The sequence below is a fragment of the Corynebacterium minutissimum genome (genome assembly GCF_000805675.1).
Lineage (GTDB): Bacteria > Actinomycetota > Actinomycetes > Mycobacteriales > Mycobacteriaceae > Corynebacterium > Corynebacterium minutissimum.
The window spans coordinates 1-23,355 of the sequence record NZ_JSEF01000021.1; the positions used below are offsets into that span (position 1 = coordinate 1).

The following is a 23,355-nucleotide window of genomic DNA, read 5'->3' on the forward strand; positions in this document are numbered from 1 at the left end:
ATGTTGTGGTGACCCGCTGAACCCGTCGTTTTCTACCTCACCCCGCTACGCACCCCGAAACCGGAAGAGCCCTTTTACCCCCGTCTTGCCCCAAACGCTTGACCACACCGAAGGTTACCGAGTAACTTACCGGGTATGCACCAACTTTTCTCCACCTCTCCGCCAGGAGGTGACCATGTCCGTTAAACACTCCGTCCTCGCCCTTCTCAGCGAGGAACCGGCTACAGCCAGCCACATCAAAAACCGTTTTGCTGATTCCTTCGATGGCCTGTGGCCGCTCAACATGGGTCAGGTCGCACAGACCTTAAGCCGCCTTGAGCGCGATGGGCTCATAGCCACCGATGGTGAGCTCACTGGGCCCACTGGGCGCCGTGCGACGAGCTACGCCATTACCGACGCTGGACGTACCGAGCTTGCCGAATGGTGGACATCCACAACCCATAAAGACAGCATCGAGCGTGACGAACTCGTTCTCAAAGTCACCCTCGCTGCTCGCCGCTCAGACGTCGATGTCATCGCCGTGCTAGACGCCCAGCGCTTCGCCACCGTTCGCCAACTCCGCGAGCTCAACCGTCAGGCCGCTGAACTTCCCGCCGAACGCAGCGCTCAACGTCTCGCTGTTGAACGGCAAATTTTCGACCTGGAATCCCTCTCACGCTGGCTCGACCGCGTGGAATCCCTCACCAACCCATCCGCCCCCACGTCTTCAGAGGAGGCCCCGAAATGACCCCAGAATCAGTGCCGGCATCCCGGACCATGCCCTACCCACTCGAACTCGAGAACATCACCTGCGTCTTTGGCAGCGGTGCCCGCCAGGTCACTGCCTTGGATTCGGTAAACCTCCAACTGTCCCCCGGCGAACTCGTTGCCGTTATGGGACCGTCCGGTTCCGGTAAGTCCACGCTGCTCAATGTCGCTGGCCTGCTTCAGCCGCCGACATCGGGCCGCGTGCTTCTCGACGGCGCCGATGCCTCCCAACTCTCCAAATCCAAGGCCGCGCTTGCCCGCCGCCGCCATCTGGGCCTCGTATTCCAGCACTTCAACCTGGTCTCCTCGCTCACTGTCGGCGAGAATGCCGCCCTACCCCTTGAACTGGATGGGCTCTCGCCGGCGCAGTGCCGCGAGGCAGCTGAGGAAGCACTCAGCGAGGTGGGCCTCGACGGCACCATCGACCGCTTCCCGGAAGAGATTTCTGGTGGGCAAGCCCAGCGCGTCGCCATTGCTCGCGCGCTCATCGGCCCACGCAAGGTGCTGCTCGCTGATGAGCCGACCGGCGCCCTCGATACCGCAACGAGTGAGGACATCATGAAGGTCCTGCGTTCTCGCATTGACGCCGGCGCATCAGGTCTACTGGTCACCCACGAGCCACGTTTTGCCGGCTGGGCCGACCGCGTTGTCATGGTCCGCGATGGCCGCCTCACCGGCGAGGAGGCTCGATAACATGCCAGCGATTACCGCCGCTACCCGCCCTACCCGGCGCGACTTGTGGCGCCACCCGTGGCGCACCATCGCTGCCGTTATTCTCATTGCCTTACCCGTGGCGCTCGTGGTTGGTTTCTCACTATTTCATCAATCAACTAGCCTGACTACTTCGCTCTTTTCCGCGGATCGCAGCATTCAGGTACGCCAAGACCAGAAAGACGTCACCAACGCGGATGTGCCCCAGCTAGCTGATGACATTCTTCCCGCGGGTTCCACCATCTCGCCCATCACTACCTACGACAACACCTCGATTCTGCTGGGTGAGAGTTCCACCAACTCCTGGCTCGCACAGTTCGATGCGGAAAACCCGCCGGAGAAGATCCAAGAGATCGTCGATAAGCTCGGCCTCGGCCCCAGCGAGATTGTCCTCTCCCGCAAGTCTGCCCGTGACCTTGACGCAAAGGTGGGTGATACCGTCTCGTTCCTCGGCCGAGACATTGAGGGCGAGCGTCAGGCCACGGTGGCCGCCATTGGGCCCGATAACGCCGATTTCGTCACCGCCCCTGCGTTGGGTGATACCCCGGAGCATACGTCGACGTCATCGCACACTACCTGGGTTATCGACGGCACTGAGCCGCTCACCCCAAAGATGCAGGCACAGGCTGCTAAGAAGGGCCTCGGCCTATGGGGACCAGAGCTCGACAGATCCCTGCCGACTGAGAGCGATTACCCGTCGGGTTCGGAAGCACTCGAAGCCATTGTGTTCTTTGTGTTCTTCGCCAGCATCTACATCATTGCTGGCCTGCTCATCCTTTTCCTCCTTGCTCCTGTGTTTACCCTCGCCATGGGGCGCAATACTCGCCTTTACGCGCTCATGTCCAGCCAGGGCGCGATGCCACGCCACATCATGCTCGCGGTCATGGCCTACGGCTTTTTCATGGGCATCATCGGTGCCACACTCGGACTTGCTGTGGGACTGAGTGGCGGATGGATCGCATGGATGGTGCGCTACCCGGACTTCCCCATCCGCTTGCCCTGGGCTGAGTGCATAGGCGCTTGGCTGGTCGCCGTCGTTGGTTCGGTCATCGTTTCCATCGTCCCGGCGTGGCTGGCGCAGCGCAGTGCCTTAGCCCAAGCGATTCAGGGCGGGGCTCCCGACCGTCTGCTGCGTTTCCGGCCGTGGATGGCCATCGGCCCCGTGGTGCTGCCACTGCTCCTACTCTTTAGTTTCACCAAGATGGGCGAGTCCTTCCCCACCCTCATTGTACTTTTTGGCGTTATCGCCATCGCTGGCTCGGCACCGGCTCTCGTGTTCCTGTGTTCGACGGTTGTTCGCCGCGGGCCTTTGCCCCTGCGCCTTGCCGGCCGCGGGCTCACTCGTCGCAGTATGCATGCCTTGCCGACGGCCATCGCAATCGTTGCCATCACCTTCACCACCACAGTCTTCGGCGTATCCATCATGACAGCCAACGCCAAGAGCCGCGCCGAGGAGCGGACCGTTATGCCAGAGACCTCCGCACTTATTCAGGGAGGACTGTATGGCGAACCGGTAAAGGAGTCGAATGAGGACGAACGTGCGGCTGCCGAGGCCGCAACCAACACTTCCCCCGGCTCTATTCACCCCTACTACGTCTATCCTTCCCAAAATGCGTCCTACTGGGATCAGGATGGGGGAGAGGTCTACCGCCTGAGCACCGAGTTTGATTTTGTGTGCACGCAGGTTGATACCACGGTTCCCGTGGAAAGGGCTGTCTTCATCGACTCTCAAGGCCGCCGCACTGACGAATCGCCGGAGGCTCGTGAGGAGTGCGCGCACGAGATGATGACCATGTTTGTCTACAACCCATTGACCAATGACTCACGGCTCATCCAGGCTGACTCCACGCAGCTAGATTTGTGGCACTTCGACTCGGAGCAGGACCGCCAGGCTGCTGCCCGCACGCTCGATGCCGGAGGCATCGTCCTTCCCCACAATTCCCACGTGGGCGAGCACACTGAAGGCACGGTCACCGTGGATACCTTTAAGGATTTCTCGGCTACAAAGAAGAGCGGCACAACCTCTGCCACCGTTCCTATCGCGGAGGCCCTGCCCACCATGGCGCGCGATATCGTGCTGGTAAGCCCGCAAGCAGGCGCGGCGTTGGGGATGGAGCCGTTCTACGTTGGCCGAGCGATTGCCTTCAACGAGGTTCCGGATGACAAGACACGCCAAGAGCTTGACGACGTCGCCACCCAAGCCTCCCACTCCCAGTACTTCTTGAGCTGGGCCTCGACGCCCGTCGAAGACGTGCGCTTCTACCCCGCACTCGCTATGGGGCTGATTTGCCTGATTGTGTTGGCGCTCATCATTGCCAACGCTTCGACGAGCATGCGGCAGGAGAACAACGTTTTCCAATCCATCGGTGCTGAGCCCACACTCATGTCCCGAGTATCGGCATGGCAGACGTGGCTGGTGGCCACAGCAAGCATGCTCTTCGGTGTGCTGACCGGTCATATCGGCGCCTATGTCTTTGCAGACAACCCCCGCTATCTGTTCGATCCACCGCCATATGCGCTGCGCGGACAGGATTACTTCGTTCCGGACTGGTGGTCACTCCTCGCAGTGCTCGTTGTACCGCTGGTGGCTGCCGCACTTGCCGCCGCCGTAAACCGCACACGTGAAGGAGCAGCACTGACTGCCCGTGACCGCAGCGAAAGCAGGTCGTTGACTTAGTCCCCAGCGTGACCCTCATCGTCACGCGGAAGTTATGCCCTGGCTCACCATCAGGTAGCCGGGGCTTTCGCCGTGATGACCCCCCCATTACCCACCCCCATTCTTTAAACCTTTACTTTACCCTTGCAACAATTTTCACTCTCGTCACACGCGTAACATGCAGGGCTGTTCGATAGTTTTTCGAACAATCCCTGTGTTTACCTGCAATTTCTCCCATTGCGCAGGGGGTCTGCCCAGGATAGTTTGTATCTCGTTGCCACACGGGCTCACACATCAACGCTTCAGCGTTGGCGTGTCGCTGGCCGCGCGGCACACAGCGGCTGTTATGGCCGCATCCCATCACTCACATGATTCTGTGCGAGGACTACCTCGCTTGGAGACACCGATACAGCAAGCCAGAGCAGCACAAAAGGACGTGAAGTTATGAAGCGCACCCTCTGCGCACTCGCCGCCGTGGCCGCAAGCGCGACCGCGACCGCGACCGTTGCAGCACCGGCGTTCGCCGCCGAACCCGCAGCGAGCGTGGACGTTTCCGATGGCTCCTCCAAGGGGACTGTCGAGGCGGACATCAACGAAGAGTCCAAAGTAGACCTCTTCAAGGCTGTCACGGGACTGCTCACCTCAACGGCCGGCGCTTTGAACGGCGCATCCGTCCCTACCGTCAATGCCACTGAGAGCGGATACGACATCGTTCTTGACCCATCTAGCATTCCTGGACTCGCAGAGGCCTTCGCCCCTGAAGGCGATCACTCTGGTCTCACCCCTACTCGCGGCGAGGATGCGAATGGCAACACCGTGGTGTTCCCGACGTCCGGCACCTTCACCTCTGGCTTCGGCCCACGCTGGGGTACCTTCCACAACGGAATCGATGTGGCCAACCCCGTCGGCACCCCGATCTACGCCGTCATGGACGGCGAGGTCATTTCCTCTGGCGCAGCCCAGGGCTTTGGCAACTGGATTCGCATCCAGCACGATGACGGAACCATCACGGTCTACGGCCACATGCCCAGCGACCAGCTCCTGGTCAACGTGGGCGACCGCGTGGAAGCCGGCGACCAAATTTCTGTCATTGGCAACGAGGGCCACTCCACCGGCCCGCACCTGCACTTCGAGGTTCACCCAGGCGGCGGCGCAGCCGTTGACCCTGTGGAGTGGTTCGCCGAGCGCGGCATCCTCATCTAGAAGCTCGTTTAGAGCTTTTCCATCGGCACACCGCCGATAAGCATGAGGCGGACTTTGCCCGCTGAACCGAAGTCCACGGTGACCGTTGCGCGTGCACCGGTTCCGGAGGCCTCGATGACCGTGCCCAGCCCGTACTTCGCGTGGTTGACGCGGTCCCCTACAACTAAATTGAGATGGTTATTCTTCGGCATTGATGTAGCCGAAGCTGGCCTGCGCGTGCGCTGCGAAGGGGAAGACGTAGCGCCTCGTCCTCGGGAGCGGAAAAACCCGCTGTCCGCGCCAAAGCTGCGTCCATAGTAGTAAGAGTCATCTCCACCCCACGCGCTGGACAGAGAGCTGTCTGGTTCTTCACGGCGCCAGTCGATGAGGTCCTCCGGGACCTCGGCGAGGAAGCGACTGGCCGGGTTCGTCACTGGGTTACCCCACGATGAACGAAGAATCGCGCGCGTGAGGTAGAGCTGTTCTCGAGCGCGGGTAATACCCACGTAGGCGAGGCGACGTTCCTCACTCAGCTCTTTCGGGTCACCCAAAGAGCGCATGTGCGGGAACTGTCCGTCCTCCCAGCCGGTAAGGAATACCACTGGGAATTCAAGGCCCTTCGCAGTGTGCAGAGTCATCAGTGTGACGACCCCGGATTCGTGGTCCGGAATCTGATCCGCGTCCGCCACGAGCGAGACTTTTTCAAGGAAGGCTTGCAACGAGCCCGGCGCGGCGTCGCCTTCCGCAAGCTCAGGAGTCTCTTGTGCATCCGCTCCCGTAAAGGCCATTTGGTTAGCTGCCTCTGAGCTAAATTCACGAGCCACGGACACCAATTCGTTGAGGTTATCCAGACGGGCGCCGTCCTGCGGGTCGTTAGAGTTTTCCAGTTCGGCGCGGTAGCCGGTGGCATCAAGCAGTGCATTCAGCAGCTCCCCTAGGTCCGGCTGGCCGGTGACCTCATTGATCATGCTCGGCAGCTGTTCACGCACGCCGTCCATCATCTCGTTAAATTTGCTCACCGCATTAACTGCGCGTGTTCCCAGCCCAGCGACTTGTCCGTCCGCAGCATCCCGCAGAGCAGCACCAAAACTGATACCCAGGTTCTCCGCGTGGAGGGCAATCTGTGCTTGGGCTTTGTCACCGATGGCGCGCTTAGGCACGTTGATGATGCGGCGCAGACTCACCGTGTCATCCGGGTTATCCATAATGCGCAGGTACGCCACGAGATCTCGAATCTCGCGGCGCTCATAGAATCGTGTTCCGCCCACCACCTTGTAGGGAATGCCGGAACGTACGAACACATCCTCAAGCGCACGGGAAGCATTATTCGTGCGGTACATGATCGCGATATCGGAATAGGACTTCCCCTTGTCCGCAAGGGAATCGATCTCCGAGGCGATATAGCGTGCTTCATCGTGCTCGTTGTCTGCCACGTAACCCACAATCTGCGCGCCTTCGCCGTGTGCCGTCCACAGATTCTTCTTGCGGCGGCCCTCGTTCTTGGCAATGACAGCATTCGCTGCGTTCAAAATGGTTTGGGTCGAGCGGTAATTTTGTTCCAGAAGAATCGTGTGCGCTTGCGGGTAATCACGCTCGAATTCTTGGATATTACGGATCGTGGCTCCGCGGAAGGCATAAATGGACTGATCCGAGTCACCCACCACGCACAATTCAGGGGCATCGTGGGGAAGCTCTCCCCTTCCTACCAAAGCAGAGACGAGAGCGTACTGCGCGTGGTTGGTGTCCTGGTATTCGTCGATAAGCACATGCTTGAAGCGGCGACGATAGAACTCCACCACCTGTGGATGCTGGTTGAAAATGCGCACAACCTCACCAATGAGGTCATCAAAATCCACAGAGTTCGCTGCACGCAGGCGGCGCTGGTACTCCTCGAAAACCTTCGCCACGGTGAGTTCGAAGGGATTTTTCGTCTTCTCCGCTTCAGCGCGTGCCTCCTCTGGAGAGATAAGTTCATTCTTGCGGTTCGAAATTTGATTAGCCAGAACGCGAGCAGAGTACTTCTTAAGGTCCAGCTGCATGTCTTTGGCAATCATGGTGAGCAACCGGCGCGCATCATCACCGTCATAAATAGTGAAGTTCGTATTCAGCCCCGGCACGAGCTGCGCATTGTTACGCAAGATGCGTACACAAATGGAGTGGAACGTTGAGACCCACATGCGCTCAGCCACCGGGCCGACAAGCTGGCCGACGCGCTCCTTCATCTCTGCAGCTGCCTTGTTGGTAAAGGTGATAGCGAGAATCTGCCAAGGAGCTACCCCGCGCGAGCGCATAAGAAAGGCAATGCGCCGCGTCAACACTGCCGTCTTGCCGGATCCTGCACCGGCAACAATAAGCAGCGGCGAGCCAGAGTGGGTTACGGCCTCTGCCTGCTGTGGGTTAAGTCCTTCCAGCAGTGGATCAACGCCCATTTCCGGCTCTTCTGGTTCCGGTTCCGGCTCCATTGGTGGCTCCGGCGGCAGACCAAACAAGGCATCGTCTGCAGCAGATTCCGCAGGGGCAGGGCTAAAGGGTGAAGAGGTCCGTGGCGCGGATGAGCGAGGGCTAAAAGGAGATTCGTTGTTCATAATGCTCTCCAACCTACTAGCCCCGCCGGACATTCCCCCTAAACAACATGTCACCTGCACCAACCACGGAACCAACAGAATTGATTCCTTTTTGTATGGAGGGGTGGCAGAATCTGATGCCATGAGCGCTTCACATGCAGATTCTTCCTCCGCAAGCCTAAACCCGGAACACGACGACCCCAACGTGGTGGATAACGGGCTTGACATCCGTATGCCGTCCGGGACGGACGATCCGTTAAGCGATGCCGAGATTCAGCGCTACCGCGAAGAAATCAACCGGCTTGACCGCGTCATTCTTGACGCTATCAAGCGCCGCACCGATATTTCACGCACAATAGGTAAGACTCGCATGAGCTCCGGCGGTACGCGCCTAGTTCATACCCGCGAGATCGCCATTCTCAACGAGTTCCGTGATGAGCTCGGTGAGGAAGGCCCCTCCATTGCCTCCGCTCTGCTCCGATTAGGTCGCGGCAAGCTGGGCTAGACCCGCCGAACAGGACCGCTCAACAATGAAAATTCTCTCTCGTATTCTCTCTACAGTCACCGCAGCTGCCATCGCTGCGAGCCTCTGGGCTCCCGTAGCACAGGCTCAGACGGGCCTAGCTCAACTCAGTTCTGGGTCCTCGCACTTCGATTTCAAGGGCATCGCTGATGCCTTTGCTCCCACAGGGGATGGCAGCATCACGCTTCCAGGAAACCTGCAGCCGGAGATTTATGTCTCCGATCGGAATGCTGCTCAGCACTTCACCAACGCTGGACGCGTCGAGCCTGGATCTGCAATCTACAACCACGACGAACAGAAGAAATGCTCTGCAGGTCATATTGTGGGCGATGGGCACAACGTTTTTGTTGTCACCGCTGGGCACTGCGGCAATCCCGGACACCGCTTCTTTTACCGTGACCGCGCGGGGAAACCAGTGTTTTTCGGACAGATGACCGTAGAGACCAAGAACACCAACCGGGACGGTCTTATCTCTTCTCCTGACATCGGCCTCATCCAGATCACCAACCCCGCCGCGCAGTACTCGGCGACACCAGCGCTCAAGGGCAAGGTCAACGGTTGGTTGTCCCTCGAACAAGTCGATCGGATAAAGCCAACCATCTGTCGCATTGGTGCTACCCGCGGGTACTCCTGCGGCAATTACCTCACTGCGAAACCAGAGATTGGTGCCTTCTTCTTCGGAAACGACGGCTACTTCGGTGATAGTGGCGGAGCAGTCTATGCGCTCATTGATGGTCAGTACTACCCCGTGGGTATCTACTCCGGCTCTCTGACCACAGATAATCGGATTACGATGGCTATGGAATTAGGCCACATCATGAATCACTTCGGGCTCAAGGTCTATTCCTAAGAATCAGCCCTGCGTTTAAGGTCACTGTGGGGATCCGCCACCCCGCCAGCTGTGTCGTCACACTCTCATACTTTTCGGTGTGCCCCGTGGCCAGCCGCGGACTGCTCCCCAACTGAGAACAGAGGCGTTCAGCATGCGCTAAGCTCACGGCATGCGCCTTCCCTCCCGCCTCGCGGCCTCTCTCATCGCGATCATCTCCGCCGTAGCGCTCAGTGCCTGTGGCAGTTCTTCTTCCACGGTCGCAACGATTACCACGACCACGCTGAATCTTCCGGGTGCAGGCGCCGGCCTGGAGGGCGGCGGCGCCCCTGATAATGAGCAGCACCCCGATACGCAGGCCTCGGAGAAGGGCTCGGACAAAGTCCTCGATGGCGACGCTTTGTGGGATAACACCACCGAAATCCCCCAAGCCGAGCGCCCAGAGCCGCGCGTTGACCTAGCTCAGCCCGAAGCAGCCGAATACTTCATGACGGCAGGAGTGCTAACCCCGGGTGTTGCAATCTACAACCTCGACAATGACGGACGCTGTTCCGCAGGCCATTTTGCGGGTGACGGCCAGCGCCTCTTCATTCTCACCGCAGGCCACTGCGGCGATAAAGGCGATACGTTCTATTACAACGACACCGCCGGAAACCGCGTCAAGATTGGTGAGATGGTGCTCGAAGCACGCAACACCAACACAGAACAGATCAACTCCGCCGATATCGGCTTGATCGAAGTTTCTAATCCTGCAGCGAAGGTATCCACATCCCCGGCTCTCAACGCACCGTTGATCGGTTGGATGAGCCTTGACGAAGTCGACCTAGCACATCCCACCATCTGCCGCGCCGGGTCCACGCGAGGAGTGTCTTGTGGTAACTACATTGGGCGAGATGCTGACCAGGGGTTGTTTGCCTTCGGTAACGACAGCGACCGTGGAGACAGCGGCGGCCCCGTCTACGCCGTCATCGATAACGAGCTCTACGCCGTGGGCGTCATGTCATACGTCGTTGATGAGCCCGATAACCAGGAAGCCGGCGCCATGGAAATCGGCAACACAATGCAGCATTTTGGTCTTACCCTCTACATCTAACTCCCCCGGCAGCACCGGGCATTCTGGGCTACGGTAGAAACAGTAAGTTTCATGTCTGCTACCTGCCAGAAAGGCTTTTGCAATGGACATCACCGCACAGCCACAATGGGCCGCGCTCACCTCGCTTTTTGAGGAGAAGAAGAACCTCAATTTGCGCGAGCTCTTCGCCAACTCTCCCTCCCGCGCCACCGACTACTCCTTCGACGCCGCGGGCCTGCATGTGGATCTGTCGAAGAACCTCATCGATGAGGACGTCGTGTCCAAGCTCGTGGACCTTGCCCGCGCTGCGGACATCGAGGGCCGCCGCGACGCCATGTTCGCCGGTGAACACCTCAACAACACTGAGGACCGCGCCGTACTGCACACCGCGCTGCGCTTGCCCGTGGAGAAGAACTTGAGCGTTGACGGCCAGGACGTCGCTGCTGATGTCCACGAGGTGCTCGGCCGCATGCGCGACTTCGCCACCGCACTGCGCTCCGGCACGTGGCTGGGACATACAGGCCACACCATTAAGAAGGTCGTCAATATCGGCATCGGCGGCTCTGACCTGGGCCCCGCCATGGCTGCCAAGGCGCTGCGCTCCTACGAGGTAGCGGGCATCAGCGCAGAGTTCGTTTCCAACGTTGACCCGGCGGACCTCGCCGCAACTCTCGACGGCCTCGATGCCGGCTCCACCCTCTTCATCGTGGCTTCCAAGACCTTCACCACCCAGGAAACCCTCGCCAATGCCCATGCCGCTCGCCGCTGGCTGATTGAGCAGTTTGATGGTGATGAGTCGGCCGTCGCCAAGCACTTCGTTGCGGTCTCCACCAACGCGGAGAAGGTCGCTGAGTTCGGCATCGATACCCAGAATATGTTCGGTTTCTGGAACTGGGTCGGCGGGCGCTACTCCGTCGATTCCGCCATCGGCCTGTCGCTGATGTGCACCATCGGCCCGATGGACTTCATGCGCTTCCTCGAAGGCTTCCATGCCATGGATGAGCACTTCCACACCGCGCCTCTGGAGAAGAACGTTCCGGTGCTTATGGGCTTGCTCGGTGTGTGGTACTCCAACTTCTTCGGCGCGCAGACCCACGCAGTCCTGCCGTACTCACAGGACCTCGGGCGCTTCCCTGCCTACCTGCAGCAGCTCACCATGGAATCCAACGGCAAGTCCGTGCGCCGTGATGGCACCGCAGTCAGCGCCGGTACCGGGGAGATTTACTGGGGCGAGCCAGGCACCAACGGCCAGCACGCCTTCTTCCAGCTCATGCACCAGGGCACCCAGCTCATCCCGGCGGACTTCATCGGCTTTGCCCGCCCGAAGGAGGACTTCCCCACTGCGGACGGCACCGGTTCTATGCATGACCTGCTCATGGGTAACTTCTTCGCACAGACCAAGGTTCTGGCCTTTGGCAAAACTGCGGAAGAAATCGCCGCCGAGGGCGTGGATGAAGCCCTCGTGCCGCACAAGGTTATGCCGGGCAACCGCCCCACCACCACCATTCTGGCGGAGGAGCTCACCCCGCAGATCCTCGGTGCCCTCATCGCGCTCTACGAGCACATCGTGTTTACCCAGGGCATCATCTGGGATGTCAATTCCTTCGACCAGTGGGGCGTGGAGCTGGGCAAGCAGCAGGCCAATGACCTGGCGCCGGCTGTCTCCGGCAAGGAGGAGGCCGCATCCGGCGATGGCTCCACCGATGCTCTGATCGGCTGGTACCGCAGCCACCGCTAAGCACTGCTTGGCGACGTCTCCCCCCGACCCCACGGTCGGGGGTTCACCCGTTTTTAACGGGCAATCGACGTGTGGGATCGCCAACGCCGCGGACGCCTTGTGGGCGTCCGCGTGGTGGTGCGTGTCCTTGGTGGCGTCTGGCGGTTTACTCGTCAGGCGGTCCGGTGTTAGCTTGTTGGGCTGCTTGATACGCCGCTTGAGCAGTGATTGGTTCTGCCCAGGGTGGAATGTAGCCTACTTCGCCGCGAATCCTAAACACATAGCCAGCACCGGTGGGTTTCTCCGGGTCATCATCATTTATCCCGTTGTGATAAGCGCACAACATGGTCAGATTCGGCGGATCGGTGGTACCACCGGCCTTCCATGGCACCAGGTGATGCACGTGGGCATAATCAGCCGGTTTATTACACCCCTTCCTGGCACACGTGGGGTGCTCAGCACTGGCCATGATGCGCTGCTCAAACCCAGCCAAGCGCTTCATACGATGCAGCCACACCGGCCCAATCGTGGGATGAATCAGGGTGACGTAGCCGATCTCGGCAAACTTATAGTTCAAAAACTGCGTGCCAGTCATACGGCCACCGTTGGTGAGCTCGAGGACGATGTCATCCCCGTCGCCGGAGATAATTTTGTCGAGCTTGTCCAAGGTCACCACCACGCTGGTGAATACGGCTGGTTTGGTACCGCCGTGGGACTTGTTGAAGAAAACGTGCCGGGAGGCGTCGAGCAGGTTGTCTTGGTTGATGGATTCCAGCACGCCCCGCATCTCGGTGACGGTCATGGGATCATCGGTAATTGTTAGCGAGTGTGGCCCGTCTGCACGATACGTCATGCGCACCCCCGGGGTGGGAATACGTTTGGGCTTGAGCTCTTTTAAACGCTTGGCTGCTACGGCTGGGATGTTCGGTGCTGGCGTGCCGGCAAGCTTGAGGCGTAGGTTCCAGGCATGCAGCTGATTTTTCAGCTTGGCGGTGTAGGACTCAATCAGGCTGAGCGTGGCTAAGTCGTGGCCTTGCTCTGCGGCCCGGTGGCGAGCTTGTCGTTGTTTACCCGTGAATTTCGTGGCGCCGAAGTAAATGTGGTTCAGGCGTGCCAGTTCGGTGGCATCGGCAGGCGAAGCGCCGAGTGCGCGTAAACGTTTCTCGCCTCCTACCGCTTGCTTTACCAGTGTGATCCCCGAGTTGCGGTAGGAGAAATAGGTCTCTAAATCCCCCATGACCCAGAACCCTAAAGCACCCTCACCACCCCCGCAACCGGAGAGAGAATCGTTAGAGCTTGATCATCGACTCCCAGCCGAAGGGGATCTCGTCAGAATCGACGATCTTGCGGCCGAACGGGAAGCACGTCACCGGGATCATCTTCAGGTTGGCCCACGCAACCGGAAGGCCCACGATGGTCACGGCCTGCGCCGCTGCAGTGGTGACGTGGCCGATAGCCAGCCACAGGCCAGCGACAAGGAACCAGACAACATTAGAGAACCTCGACATGCCGCCAGTGCCCTTGACCGGCTGAATCACGGAGCGCCCGAAAGGCCACAGCGCGAAATTCGCCATACGCATCGAGGCCACACCGGCAGGAATCGTCACGACGGGGATGCAGGCCAGGATACCGAGGAGGAAGTAGCCCAGTGCGAGGACAAGGCCACCAGTTGCCAACCAGATGATGTTCAAAATGATCTTCATGCATCCCAGCCTAGCGACGCGGCTGGCAGTGTGGGCACCACCAGATGACGCGCTCCAGCTCGCCCTCGTCACCGCCCGCGTCCACCCCTCCCAGCGTGGACTTCTCAATCAGCGTGCCGCAGCGCCGGCAACGCTGACGGTTGCGCCCGAAGACGTAAGTGGTCTCCCCTGCCCGCTTCACGCCGGTCGTTACGCGTACCGCGGAGTCGCGGTTGGCCCAGATGAGGCGGCGGGAGATGGTGAGGATCTGGGGGACGTCGACAAGCGCTACAGGCGTTGCTGGATGAACGCCAGCCAGGAAACAGATCTCGGCGCGGTATTCGTTGCCCAAGCCAGCCACGTTGCGATGGTCTAGGAGGGCCGCGCCGATGCTTCGCTCAGGGCGGGACTCGATGCGGCGGACAGCCTCCTCGAAGCCGCCCTCTTCCCATTCTGGTGCGAGGATGTCGGGGCCTAGGTGTGCCATGCGCTGTTCAAACTCGCGCGCAGGAAACACTCCCACGTGCCCCAGCCAGTGCCCCACAAGCTCGATATCGCGCGGGGAATTCTCCATCTGCAGCACCACGCGCGCGCTATGGCCGGGCTTGCGCCAGCGGTCCCCGGCATAGTGGATGGCCCATGTACCCTCCATCTTGAGGTGAGTATGTAGGATGAGCTCGCCGCCGAAATCCATAAAGAGGTGCTTGCCATAAGGCCAGACTTCCTCGCACACCAGCCCATCGAAGCGCACGGTGGCATAGCGCGGCACGCGTAAGGAGGAGGAGGTCACGCGCCGGCCTTCCATGAACTGCAGCCGGTTCGACAGCTGCAGTACGGAATCACCCTCGGGCACAGTAGAACCTCCTCACCAAACGGATACCTACTCTACCGGTGTGTTCCTTCCCACACCGAATGCCAAGGACCCTGGCTCCCACGGGGTGACCACGTGCTGGCGGCCCAAGTCTTCGATCTTCTTCACTCCGAGCAACTGGAGGGTGTTTTTGAACTCCTCCGCCAACAGCTCAATGACGCGGTCCACGCCTTCCTTACCGCCGGCCATCAGCCCGTAGAGGTAGGCTCGGCCGATGAGGACGAAGTCCGCACCGAGAGCCAGAGCAATGGCGATGTCCACGCCGGACATGACGCCGGAGTCATAGATGATCTCTACCTCCGGCCCTAGTTCCGCGCGCACGGCCTCAAGGGCCTGGAGGGTGTTGACCACGCGGTCGAGCTGGCGCCCGCCGTGGGAGGACACCACGATACCATCGGCGCCGAGGTCGATGACCTTGCGTGCATCTGCCGGGTTGACGATTCCCTTGACGAAGAGGGTGCCCTTCCACTGCTCGCGAATCCACGCCAGGTCCGCGAAGTTGAGGCCCGGGTCAAACATGGTGTTGACTAGCTCGCCCAGGGTGCCGGTGGTCGAGGTCAACGACGCGAAGGTGACGGGGTCCGTGGTGAGGAAATTGAACCACCACTCGGGGCGCCACGCGGCATCGAAGACCGTGCCGGCGGTCAGGCGCGGCGGGATGCGCATGCCGTTGCGGGTATCGCGCAGACGCTGGCCCGCCACGGGCGTGTCCACGGTGACCACGAGGGTGTCGTAGCCGTTGGCGGCAGCACGCTCGATGAGCTCCTGGCAGGCGGAGTGGTCCTTCCACAGATAAAGCTGGAACCAGCGGCGACCGCTATTGCCTTGCGACGCCGCGACCTCCTCCACCGAGCGCGTGCCCATCGTGGAGAGCGTGAATGGGATGCCGGCATCGCGGGCGGCTTGGGAACCGGCATCCTCGCCCTCGGCATGCATGAAACGGGTAAAGCCGGTCGGCGCGATGCCGAAGGGCAGCGCTGCGGGTTCGCCGGCGATCTCGGTTCCAAGATTGATGTCGTGGGCACCGTTGAGCACGTTGGGGAGGAGTCGCACGTCACGGAAGAAGTCGCGGGATTCGCGGTAGCTCACCTCATCGCGGGCAGCGCCATCGACGTAGTCGAAGGCCGCCTTCGGGGTGCGACGCTTGGCTATCGTGCGCAGGTCCCACACGTCAGCAGCCTCCGCCAGGCGGGCTGCTCGGCGGTCGAGGTTGGGTGCTTCGAACCGCATGAGGTTTTTAAGCTCGGTAACGTTGGGCAGTTGGCGCTTTAGCCGCATGACGCTAGGACTCCTTTTCTGTTGGACTATCAACTCTCGAGGTTAGACCTAGGAAATGCGCATGGCCGAAAAGCTGCGGATTAAGATTCAGCGCCGGCGGCGGCGCGGGCGGAAGCCGCCGGGACTGCGAGAGGGAGGCCCATTAGGGTCAGCGGAGTCCTCGGGGTCATCGAAGGAGAGCTCCTCTATTGCGTCCACCGCGCGGCGCCCACCGCGACGTGCGGGACGGTAAGGCTCGGTGGAACGCGCGGCTTCTCCAGATTGGCCGTGCTGTCCTGTACGACCGGAGGAGGCAGAGTGGGCAGAGCCGGTAATGCGCACGCCTTTCGGGGTTAGCGCCGCTCCTAAGCCGCGCAGTTCACCGGCGAGCTCTGATTCGAAGATGGGCCGGCCGTTGGCCTTTTCAATGACGAGCTTGCTCAAACGCCCAGAAGCCACGAATTCATTGAAGCCGTGGAGAATCGCAGACAACACCTCGGCGCGCTCGATTCCCTCAGGAAGTGCGTTAAAGAACGTGGTCAGCGTCTTCCCGCCGCGGGTCAGGTGGGCTACGGGCAGGCCATCCATGAGTACGACGAGTGCGCCGGCAGCACGGGTAGGCCGGGCGGAGTCGGGGCCGTCGGAGGGCGGCCAGGATAGCGCAGCACCATACGGGTTCGCCGGGTCCGTGGCAGCCAACACATAGGTCTGCGGCTCGCGGGTACCAGAAGGCCAGCCGGTGACGTCCGGCGAATCATCCAGTCCGCGCAGCCGGTCGATAACCGCAGGCGTGGAGAACTGCGCCGCGCCCAAGCCCTCAATGACGTAGCCACGCATAGCCTTGCCGGATTCCTCAAAGCCAGAGAGCACCTTATAAGCCAGGGCGAAGCCGCCGAGGACATCCTCAGCCACCACAGAACCGCGGGTAAGCACGCCGTAGCGGTCCAGCCAGGCCTCGCCGTGCGCGATGGAGCGCGAGGTCGCATCAGTAGCCGCGGGAACGGACAGCGACCAGCGTCCCACCACGTCCGGTGCGGTCGGCGAACCAGACGCATTGTGTGCTTGGGCAAAGGAGGTGCGCCCCATGCGCAATCGGGAGCGGGTAGGCCGGCGCCGTGCACGGTGTGCGGCACGTCCGGCGCGGCCGCCCGCGGCCAGGTGGGCGCGGATGGGGGCGAAGGAGTCAGGGCTGACCAAGCCTGCCTCCACCAGGCCCCAGAGGGCCTCGCGAACTTCCTCGGCGGTGCCGCTCAGCTGCGGTTGGATATCGGAGATGAGGTAGCTGCCACCGCCCTGCAAAGCCTCCAGCAACTGGGTCTGCAGCAGGGACACGCCAGCCTCCTCCGCGGAGACCTGCGGGGCCAACTGCGCGGCATAATCCACCGGCAGCAGCATGATCCACGGGTCGTTGGAGCCGGCCTTGTCCGCGCCCACGATGAGGACCTCGCCGCTGGCGGTGAGCTCATCGAGCATCGTCGGCGAATAATCACCTACGCGCGCAGGCAAGATGAGGCTCTCCCACGCCGAGGCCGGCAGGCGCACACCGGCCAGCTGCTCGATGACGGCAAAGACGCCGTCCACACCGCGCAGCACCGGGCGCCGGCCCACGGCCGCCACCTGCTGCCAATCCGGGAGGAAACGCCCAAAAGCTGCGGGCGAGACCGGCTGCGTGGCCGCACGGGCTGCCGCCAGCGAGCGCGAGCGGATGACCTTGAGCACTTCTGCCGCGCAGTATTCCTGCTCTTCCACACCCTGCCGGTAGTGCCCCGCCAAGATGGAATCCAGACCGTTGAGCGTCGAATGCGCCACTGCGGCCGAGAGACCAAAAGCTTCTTGCACATCGCGCGCCACAAACGGACCGCGCGTGCGCGCCCAGCGGCTGACAAGCTGATCCACGGCGTCGGTAATCGTGGCCTGCTGGGCGGGGATGCCGGGCGGAACGGGGATGCCCAAACCGTCGCGAAGCAGCGGCGCATCCAATGATTGCGCCACGTGTTCGCGGCCATTGATGCGTACCCGCATAATCCGCGCACCGAGCGCATCGAGTACGCTCAATGGCACCGTGGCATGCGCGCCGAACTCCTCAACCGGGATGGGGCCGAGCACACGCAGCAAGTCCGCGACCTCCTCCGTCGTGCGCGCCTGGCGCTCCGGGGTGGTGCGCTGCAGCTGTGCGTGGACTTCGGCGATAACGTCGGCGTCGAGAAGCTCGCGCAGCTCCACCGTTCCCAAAAGCTTCGCCAGCAACGCCGGGTCCAAGGCCAAGGCCGCCGCGCGCTTTTCCGCCAGGGGCGAATCCCCCTCATACATGAAGGCGCCGGTGTAGTTAAACAGCAGCGAGGACGCAAAAGGCGAGGGCTGCTCCGTGGTGACCTCCGCGATGCGTACGCGACGGTGCGCCAGCTCCCGCATCACCTCCGTGAGCGCTGGCAGGTCGTAGACATCCTGCACGCACTCGCGCACGGTCTCCAGGATGATGGGGAAAGAGGGGTAGTTGCGGGCGACGTCGAGAAGCTGCTCCGCGCGCTGACGCTGCTGCCACAAGGGCGCGCGCTTGCCCGGGTTGCGCCGCGGCAGAAGCAGCGCTCGTGCCGCGCATTCCCGGAAACGCGAGGCAAAGAGCGCCGAGTTGCCCACCTGCTCGGTAACGATGTCGGCGATCTCATCGGCGTCGAAAAGAAAGAGCGCGGCATCCGGATCCGCCTCGCCCTGCGGCAAGCGCAGCACGATGCCGTCATCGCCCGCCACGGCCTGGGCATCCATCCCGGTACGCTCCGCCACGCGCTGGCCCACCGCCAACGCCCACGCCGCATTTACCGGCCGGCCGAACGGGGTGTGCAACAGCACGCGCCAATCCCCCAGCTCATCCGTGAAGCGCTCCAACAGCAGCGTCTTCTCATCCGGAATGAGCCCGGTGGCCTCGTTCTGTTCCTGCAAGTAGGCGGCGATGTTGCGGCGGGCGAGCTCGTCAGCGTCGCGCACGATGGACGGGTCCGCATATGCTTCACGACGAAACGCCCCCAGCGCCTTGCCCAACTCATAAGGCCGCCCTGCCTGGTCGCCGTTCCAGAACGGCAGCCGGCCCGTGTGTCCCGGCGCGGGTGTTACGAGCACCTGGTCACGCGTAATCTCCTCGACCCGCCAACTCGTTGCGCCGAGGGTGAAGACATCCCCCACCCGGGTTTCATAAACCATTTCCTCATCGAGCTCGCCCACGCGGCGCGGCGCGGAACCAGCCTCACCAGTTCCCACCAGGAAGACGCCGAACATGCCGCGGTCCGGAATTGTGCCGCCGTTGGTCACCGCCACACGCTGCGCGCCGGGGCGCGGGGTAAGAACGCCCGTCACGCGGTCATAGACCACACGGGGTTTGAGCTCCGCAAAGTCCGTCGACGGGTACACACCACTGACCAGGTCCAGAACGGAGTCGAAGACCTCGCGCGCTAGGTCCTTATAGGGCCAGGCACGGCGCACGGTGTCATACCACGTGTCGGCGTCGAGTCCTTCGCTCGTGCCCACGCTTGCCGACGCCACCACCGCCGCCACCGTCTGCTGTGCCAAGACATCCAACGGGTTGCGCGGGGCGTGCATCTCCTCGATGAGGCCCTCCTCCATGCGGGCGACGGTGAGTGCTGATTGCACGAGGTCTGCGCGGTGTTTGGGATAGAAGGAGCCGTGAGAGACCGCACCGACGGAGTGCCCGGCGCGGCCCACGCGCTGCAGGCCGGAGGCCACCGACGGCGGCGATTCCACCTGCACTACTAGTTCCACCGCACCCATGTCGATTCCCAGCTCCAGGGAGCTGGTGGCCACCACGGCCTTGAGTGTGCCTTCCTTGAGCATGGTTTCCGTGAGCGCGCGCTCATCCTTGGACACCGAGCCGTGGTGCGCGCGGGCAATGACCGCTGGGGCTTTACCGGCGACGTCAACCTGCTTCATCAGCTGGGCCGGGTCGCGCCGGGTGGTGGGGCTTAAGGACTCTGGGTCGTGTTCCTGGGCGTAGAGCTCGTTGAGGCGGCTGGTGAGTCGCTCGGCGGTGCGGCGCGAGTTCACAAAGACAAGGGTGGAGCGGTGCTCCATGATTTCAGCGTAAAGCTCTTCTTCGATGAAGGGCCAGATGGATTTTGCTGTGGGCAGGGCGGAGTCGCCTACCCTGCCCTGCGCGCTGTGCGCGTGTACGCGCACAGCGTCTTGGGGGCCTTCGGTGATGCCAAGTGGGTCGCTGACAGTCGCCTCCCCGATGGGCGAGCCCTGTTCCGGGGTGGGCAGGTCCGACATGTCCTCGACCGACACGTGGACGTCGAGCTGCCAGCGCTTCTTTGCTGGGGGTGCGATGATGTCGACGGGGCGGTCACCGCCCAAGAAATTCGATACAGCGCTCAGCGGTCGCACCGTGGCGGAGAGCCCAATGCGTTGGAACTCCCCGGCGATAAGTCCGAGGCGCTCCAAGGTCAGGGCTAGGTGCACGCCGCGCTTGGTGCCGGCCAGTGCGTGGATCTCATCGATGATGACGGTGTCCACGGTCTTCAAAATCCCCGCAGCCTTGGAAGTGAGCATGAGGTAGGCCGATTCCGGCGTGGTAATGAGGATGTCTGGCGGCTTGCGAATCTGGCGGGAGCGTTCTGCCTGCGGGGTATCCCCGGATCGCACGCCCACGGTGATATCCGGTACATCCAGGCCAAGGCGCTCGGCGGTGCGCGCAATACCGTTGAGCGGGGCGCGCAGGTTATTCTCCACATCCACGCCCAGTGCTTTGAGCGGGGAAATGTAGAGAACCCGCACGCCATCGTGGGCACCTTCACGGGCTGGTTCATTACTCAATGGCAGCGCGGTCTGACCCTCGCGCTCCACCAAAGAATTCAGCGCCCACAGAAACGCCGCGAGCGTCTTACCGGAACCCGTCGGCGCCACCACGAGGGCATTCGCACCTGCGGAAATGGCCTGCCAGGCTTCCTCCTGAACAGGGGTGGGGTCAGCAAAAACGTCCTCGAACCAACCGGCTACCTGCGGACGGAACTTCGCCAGAACGTTTTTGGGCATGCCCTACTGTAGCGCGCGCGGTAATCTGGGCAGCATGACCGTTGAGATTTCTGATTCCCGTCTAACCAACTCCCTCGCCGTGGGCTGCGGCGAGATCCTCAAAGGCGTACGCAACGGTGGCCTGTTGCGCGGCCTAGCGCTGGGTGATGCCGGCGATGATGCCGCCCAGGAATGGATTGCCCGCGTGCTCGAGCAGCACCGCCCACAGGACGGTGTCCTGTCTGAGGAGGCCTCCGATGACTTGAGCCGCCTGAAGAAGGAGCGCGTGTGGATCATCGACCCGCTCGACGGCACCAAGGAGTTCGCCACCGGCCGTCAGGACTGGGCGGTCCACATTGCCCTCGTCGAAAACGGCACCCCCATCCACGCCGCAGTAGGTATGCCTGATTTGGGCGTGACATTTAAGTCTTCCGATGTCCGTGCGGTAACCGGCCCACTATCGAAGAAAATCGTGGTTTCCCGTAACCGCCCGCCGAAGGTGGCGGACTACATCGCTGAGAAGATGGACTACAAGACGGTGGGCGTCGGCTCCGCGGGTGCCAAGGCCATGCACGTACTCCTCGGTGACTATGACGGTTACATTCATGCTGGCGGTCAGTACGAGTGGGACCAAGCTGCTCCGGTCGGCGTTGCTTTAGCTGCGGGCCTGCACTGCTCCCGCCTTGACGGTTCTCCCATCAAGTTCAACAACGAGGACACCTTCATCCCCGACCTGCTGGTCTGCCGCCCCGAGCTGGCCGACGACATCCTCGAGCACGCCGCCGCCTACGCGGAGGCCAACGGCGGGTACTAGATTTCTTGTGCGGCGTTCCCCTCCTGCGCAGCGCCGCTAAGTCAAATTCCCAACTCGTCTGCAAGACGAGAAACCATTCGAGCATGAAACTCATGGAAGTCATGCAGCGTGTCTTTGCCGAGGTAACCGAAAACCTCGGCATTAATCACGCCAATTATCTGTATCCACACCTCAAGCGCCTTTTCCATGACGTCAGCGGGAAGTTCCACATCAAGCTCATCAGATGCTGCCGCAAGGTCTTGCGAGAACTGGGATGAACGAGGTTCTAACTCTTTAACCGAGGCCTCAGCTAACAAAGCGGCTAGTCGCTGACTAACTTTCGTACCCGCGCCCGTTGTCTCTGAAGCTGGCGCTTCGTATCCAATGATGGGCGTGCCATAAATAAGCGCCCACCTTTGGGGAAATTTCAAAGCCCACATCCTCATAGCGGCCACAAGGCTCACGAATTTAGCTCGCGTCCCAGTGACCGCACCCACGCCTTGGGCAACGGCTCCATCGAGTGCTTCAAACGCATCGACAATCAGCATCGTTAAAAGGTGGGCCCTGTCGGGCACATAGCGGTAGATACCCGAAGAAACTATCCCCAAATCACGAGCAATTGCACGCAGATTCAAGGCTTCTGGGCCACTTGCATCAAGCTGCTCTCGTCCTAATTCAACAATGCGTGACATCGTCTGTTCGCGAGCACGCGCTCGTGGGGTCATTGACATATGGAAACCATATCAGCAACAAAGTGAGCGCTGCTCTTGAATAAAGTCGAGTGCACCTATAGCCTTAGAGAGCACCAGTCACTAATAAGAGTGGAGGACACTCAATGCACTTTCTCATTACCGGCGCGGGCCCCGTTGGCCGTGCACTATCACGTGAACTCGCAAAAAGAGGGCACACGTGCACAATCATGACGCGGCGACAGCTCCAATTCGCCGCCAGCAAAAACGTTGAGTTCAAGAAGGGCGACGCAACACACAGTGACGCCTACCCAGACCAGATCGACGGCATTGCCCACTGCATCCACGCCCCATATGACGCTCAAAAATGGCGCGACCTACTCATTCCAGCTGAAGAAACCGTGCTGAAGGTAGCCGCCCAACGGGGCATCCCCGTTGTCTTTCCCGAATCGATGTATGGGTTCGACCAGTCTCACGAGGTGATTTCGCCTGATACTCCCCTCACCCGATCTCGCAATGGCAAACCCGGTGTTCGAGCGACCCTAATCGAGAACCGCTTAGCCTCTCCCTCGCGCACTACCTCGGTAATCGCGGCCGATCTGTACGGACCAGATGCCGGTCCCGGATGCGTTTACCATCAGCTCATCATTGGGAAGAAGCGTCCCCTTGCTCTTTTTAACGCAAACGCTAAACACTCGGTCACGTACCTTCCAGACTTCGCACGAGCGTTGACAGACGCACTTTTAGATGATTCGACACCCCCAATAATTTCCACACCTTGCGCTCCCGCTCTTACTCAAGCTGAGTTTGCTCGACGTGCCGGATGCCAACACTCCCCTATCACTATTCACCCATGGATGCTGAAAGTAGCTGGCATTGCTAGCACGGACCTCCGAGGACTAAAAGAAATGAGGTACTTGTGGGAGCGTCCCTCAATTCTTACCGGCGCCACGTCCTCATGGCAGGCGACCCCAACCGACGAAGCTCTAGAGGCTATTTATCAAGCCCAGCTATCGAAATAACAAATCTCATCACCAGTACCC

The 23,355-nt window shown here is 61.1% G+C and carries 17 protein-coding genes; 10 read left to right on the plus strand and 7 right to left on the minus strand.

Features of this window, described 5'->3' with window-relative positions; all coding sequences use genetic code 11:
• Positions 1–175: 175 nt before the first annotated feature.
• From NX84_RS12055 to NX84_RS12070, 4 genes are all read left to right on the plus strand, one after another.
• The gene (locus NX84_RS12055; RefSeq protein WP_039676922.1) at positions 176–727 is read left to right on the plus strand and encodes a PadR family transcriptional regulator; all 552 of its coding nucleotides are present in this window, start codon (positions 176–178) and stop codon (positions 725–727) included.
• Positions 724–1,440: an ABC transporter ATP-binding protein gene (locus NX84_RS12060; protein ID WP_039676923.1), complete on the plus strand. Its 717-nt coding sequence runs from the start codon at positions 724–726 to the stop codon at positions 1,438–1,440. The genes NX84_RS12055 and NX84_RS12060 overlap by 4 nt, the downstream gene beginning before the upstream one ends.
• A gap of 1 nt (position 1,441) precedes the next feature.
• On the plus strand, positions 1,442–4,135 hold the full coding sequence (locus NX84_RS12065; RefSeq protein ID WP_039676925.1) for an FtsX-like permease family protein: 2,694 nt from the start codon (positions 1,442–1,444) through the stop codon (positions 4,133–4,135).
• Between the two features lie 423 nt (positions 4,136–4,558).
• A complete protein-coding gene (locus NX84_RS12070; RefSeq protein ID WP_039676927.1) occupies positions 4,559–5,317 on the plus strand; it encodes a M23 family metallopeptidase in 759 nt (252 codons plus the stop codon).
• 8 nt (positions 5,318–5,325) lie between these two features.
• On the opposite strand, the gene pcrA is transcribed toward NX84_RS12070, so the two are convergent.
• The gene (pcrA, locus tag NX84_RS12075; protein ID WP_039676929.1) at positions 5,326–7,881 is read right to left on the minus strand and encodes a DNA helicase PcrA; all 2,556 of its coding nucleotides are present in this window, start codon (positions 7,879–7,881) and stop codon (positions 5,326–5,328) included.
• Positions 7,882–8,002: 121 nt separating this feature from the next.
• On the opposite strand from pcrA, the gene NX84_RS12080 reads away from it, so the two are divergent.
• The 4 genes from NX84_RS12080 (at position 8,003) to pgi (ending at position 12,022) form a co-directional block, all read left to right on the plus strand.
• A complete protein-coding gene (locus NX84_RS12080; RefSeq protein WP_039676965.1) occupies positions 8,003–8,365 on the plus strand; it encodes a chorismate mutase in 363 nt (120 codons plus the stop codon).
• Positions 8,366–8,390: 25 nt separating this feature from the next.
• Positions 8,391–9,233, plus strand: a complete 843-nt coding sequence (locus NX84_RS12085; RefSeq protein WP_052319780.1) for a chymotrypsin family serine protease — start codon at positions 8,391–8,393, stop codon at positions 9,231–9,233.
• Positions 9,234–9,384: 151 nt separating this feature from the next.
• Positions 9,385–10,305, plus strand: coding sequence for a trypsin-like serine protease (locus NX84_RS12090; protein ID WP_039676932.1), 921 nt, complete (start codon positions 9,385–9,387; stop codon positions 10,303–10,305).
• 82 nt (positions 10,306–10,387) lie between these two features.
• Positions 10,388–12,022 (plus strand): glucose-6-phosphate isomerase, encoded by a 1,635-nt coding sequence (pgi, locus tag NX84_RS12095; RefSeq protein ID WP_039676935.1) that lies wholly within the window; start codon positions 10,388–10,390, stop codon positions 12,020–12,022.
• Between the two features lie 145 nt (positions 12,023–12,167).
• On the opposite strand, the gene NX84_RS12100 is transcribed toward pgi, so the two are convergent.
• From NX84_RS12100 to NX84_RS12120, 5 genes are all read right to left on the minus strand, one after another.
• A complete protein-coding gene (locus NX84_RS12100; RefSeq protein ID WP_039676936.1) occupies positions 12,168–13,238 on the minus strand; it encodes an HNH endonuclease signature motif containing protein in 1,071 nt (356 codons plus the stop codon).
• A gap of 52 nt (positions 13,239–13,290) precedes the next feature.
• Positions 13,291–13,704, minus strand: a complete 414-nt coding sequence (locus NX84_RS12105; RefSeq protein WP_039676937.1) for a YccF domain-containing protein — start codon at positions 13,702–13,704, stop codon at positions 13,291–13,293.
• Positions 13,705–13,714: 10 nt separating this feature from the next.
• On the minus strand, positions 13,715–14,536 hold the full coding sequence (locus tag NX84_RS12110) for a DNA-formamidopyrimidine glycosylase family protein (RefSeq protein WP_039676938.1): 822 nt from the start codon (positions 14,534–14,536) through the stop codon (positions 13,715–13,717).
• A gap of 27 nt (positions 14,537–14,563) precedes the next feature.
• Entirely contained in the window at positions 14,564–15,832 is a 1,269-nt protein-coding gene (locus NX84_RS12115; RefSeq protein ID WP_039676939.1) for an alpha-hydroxy acid oxidase, read from the minus strand.
• 87 nt (positions 15,833–15,919) lie between these two features.
• Positions 15,920–20,851: an Lhr family ATP-dependent helicase gene (locus tag NX84_RS12120; RefSeq protein ID WP_039676941.1), complete on the minus strand. Its 4,932-nt coding sequence runs from the start codon at positions 20,849–20,851 to the stop codon at positions 15,920–15,922.
• 34 nt (positions 20,852–20,885) lie between these two features.
• On the opposite strand from NX84_RS12120, the gene NX84_RS12125 reads away from it, so the two are divergent.
• Entirely contained in the window at positions 20,886–21,644 is a 759-nt protein-coding gene (locus NX84_RS12125; protein ID WP_174519903.1) for a 3'(2'),5'-bisphosphate nucleotidase CysQ, read from the plus strand.
• Positions 21,645–21,685: 41 nt separating this feature from the next.
• On the opposite strand, the gene NX84_RS12130 is transcribed toward NX84_RS12125, so the two are convergent.
• Complete coding sequence (locus NX84_RS12130) at positions 21,686–22,354, minus strand: TetR/AcrR family transcriptional regulator (protein ID WP_039676943.1); 669 nt, start codon at positions 22,352–22,354, stop codon at positions 21,686–21,688.
• A 104-nt stretch (positions 22,355–22,458) separates the two neighbouring features.
• On the opposite strand from NX84_RS12130, the gene NX84_RS12135 reads away from it, so the two are divergent.
• On the plus strand, positions 22,459–23,334 hold the full coding sequence (locus NX84_RS12135) for an NAD-dependent epimerase/dehydratase family protein (protein ID WP_039676946.1): 876 nt from the start codon (positions 22,459–22,461) through the stop codon (positions 23,332–23,334).
• Positions 23,335–23,355: the final 21 nt, after the last annotated feature.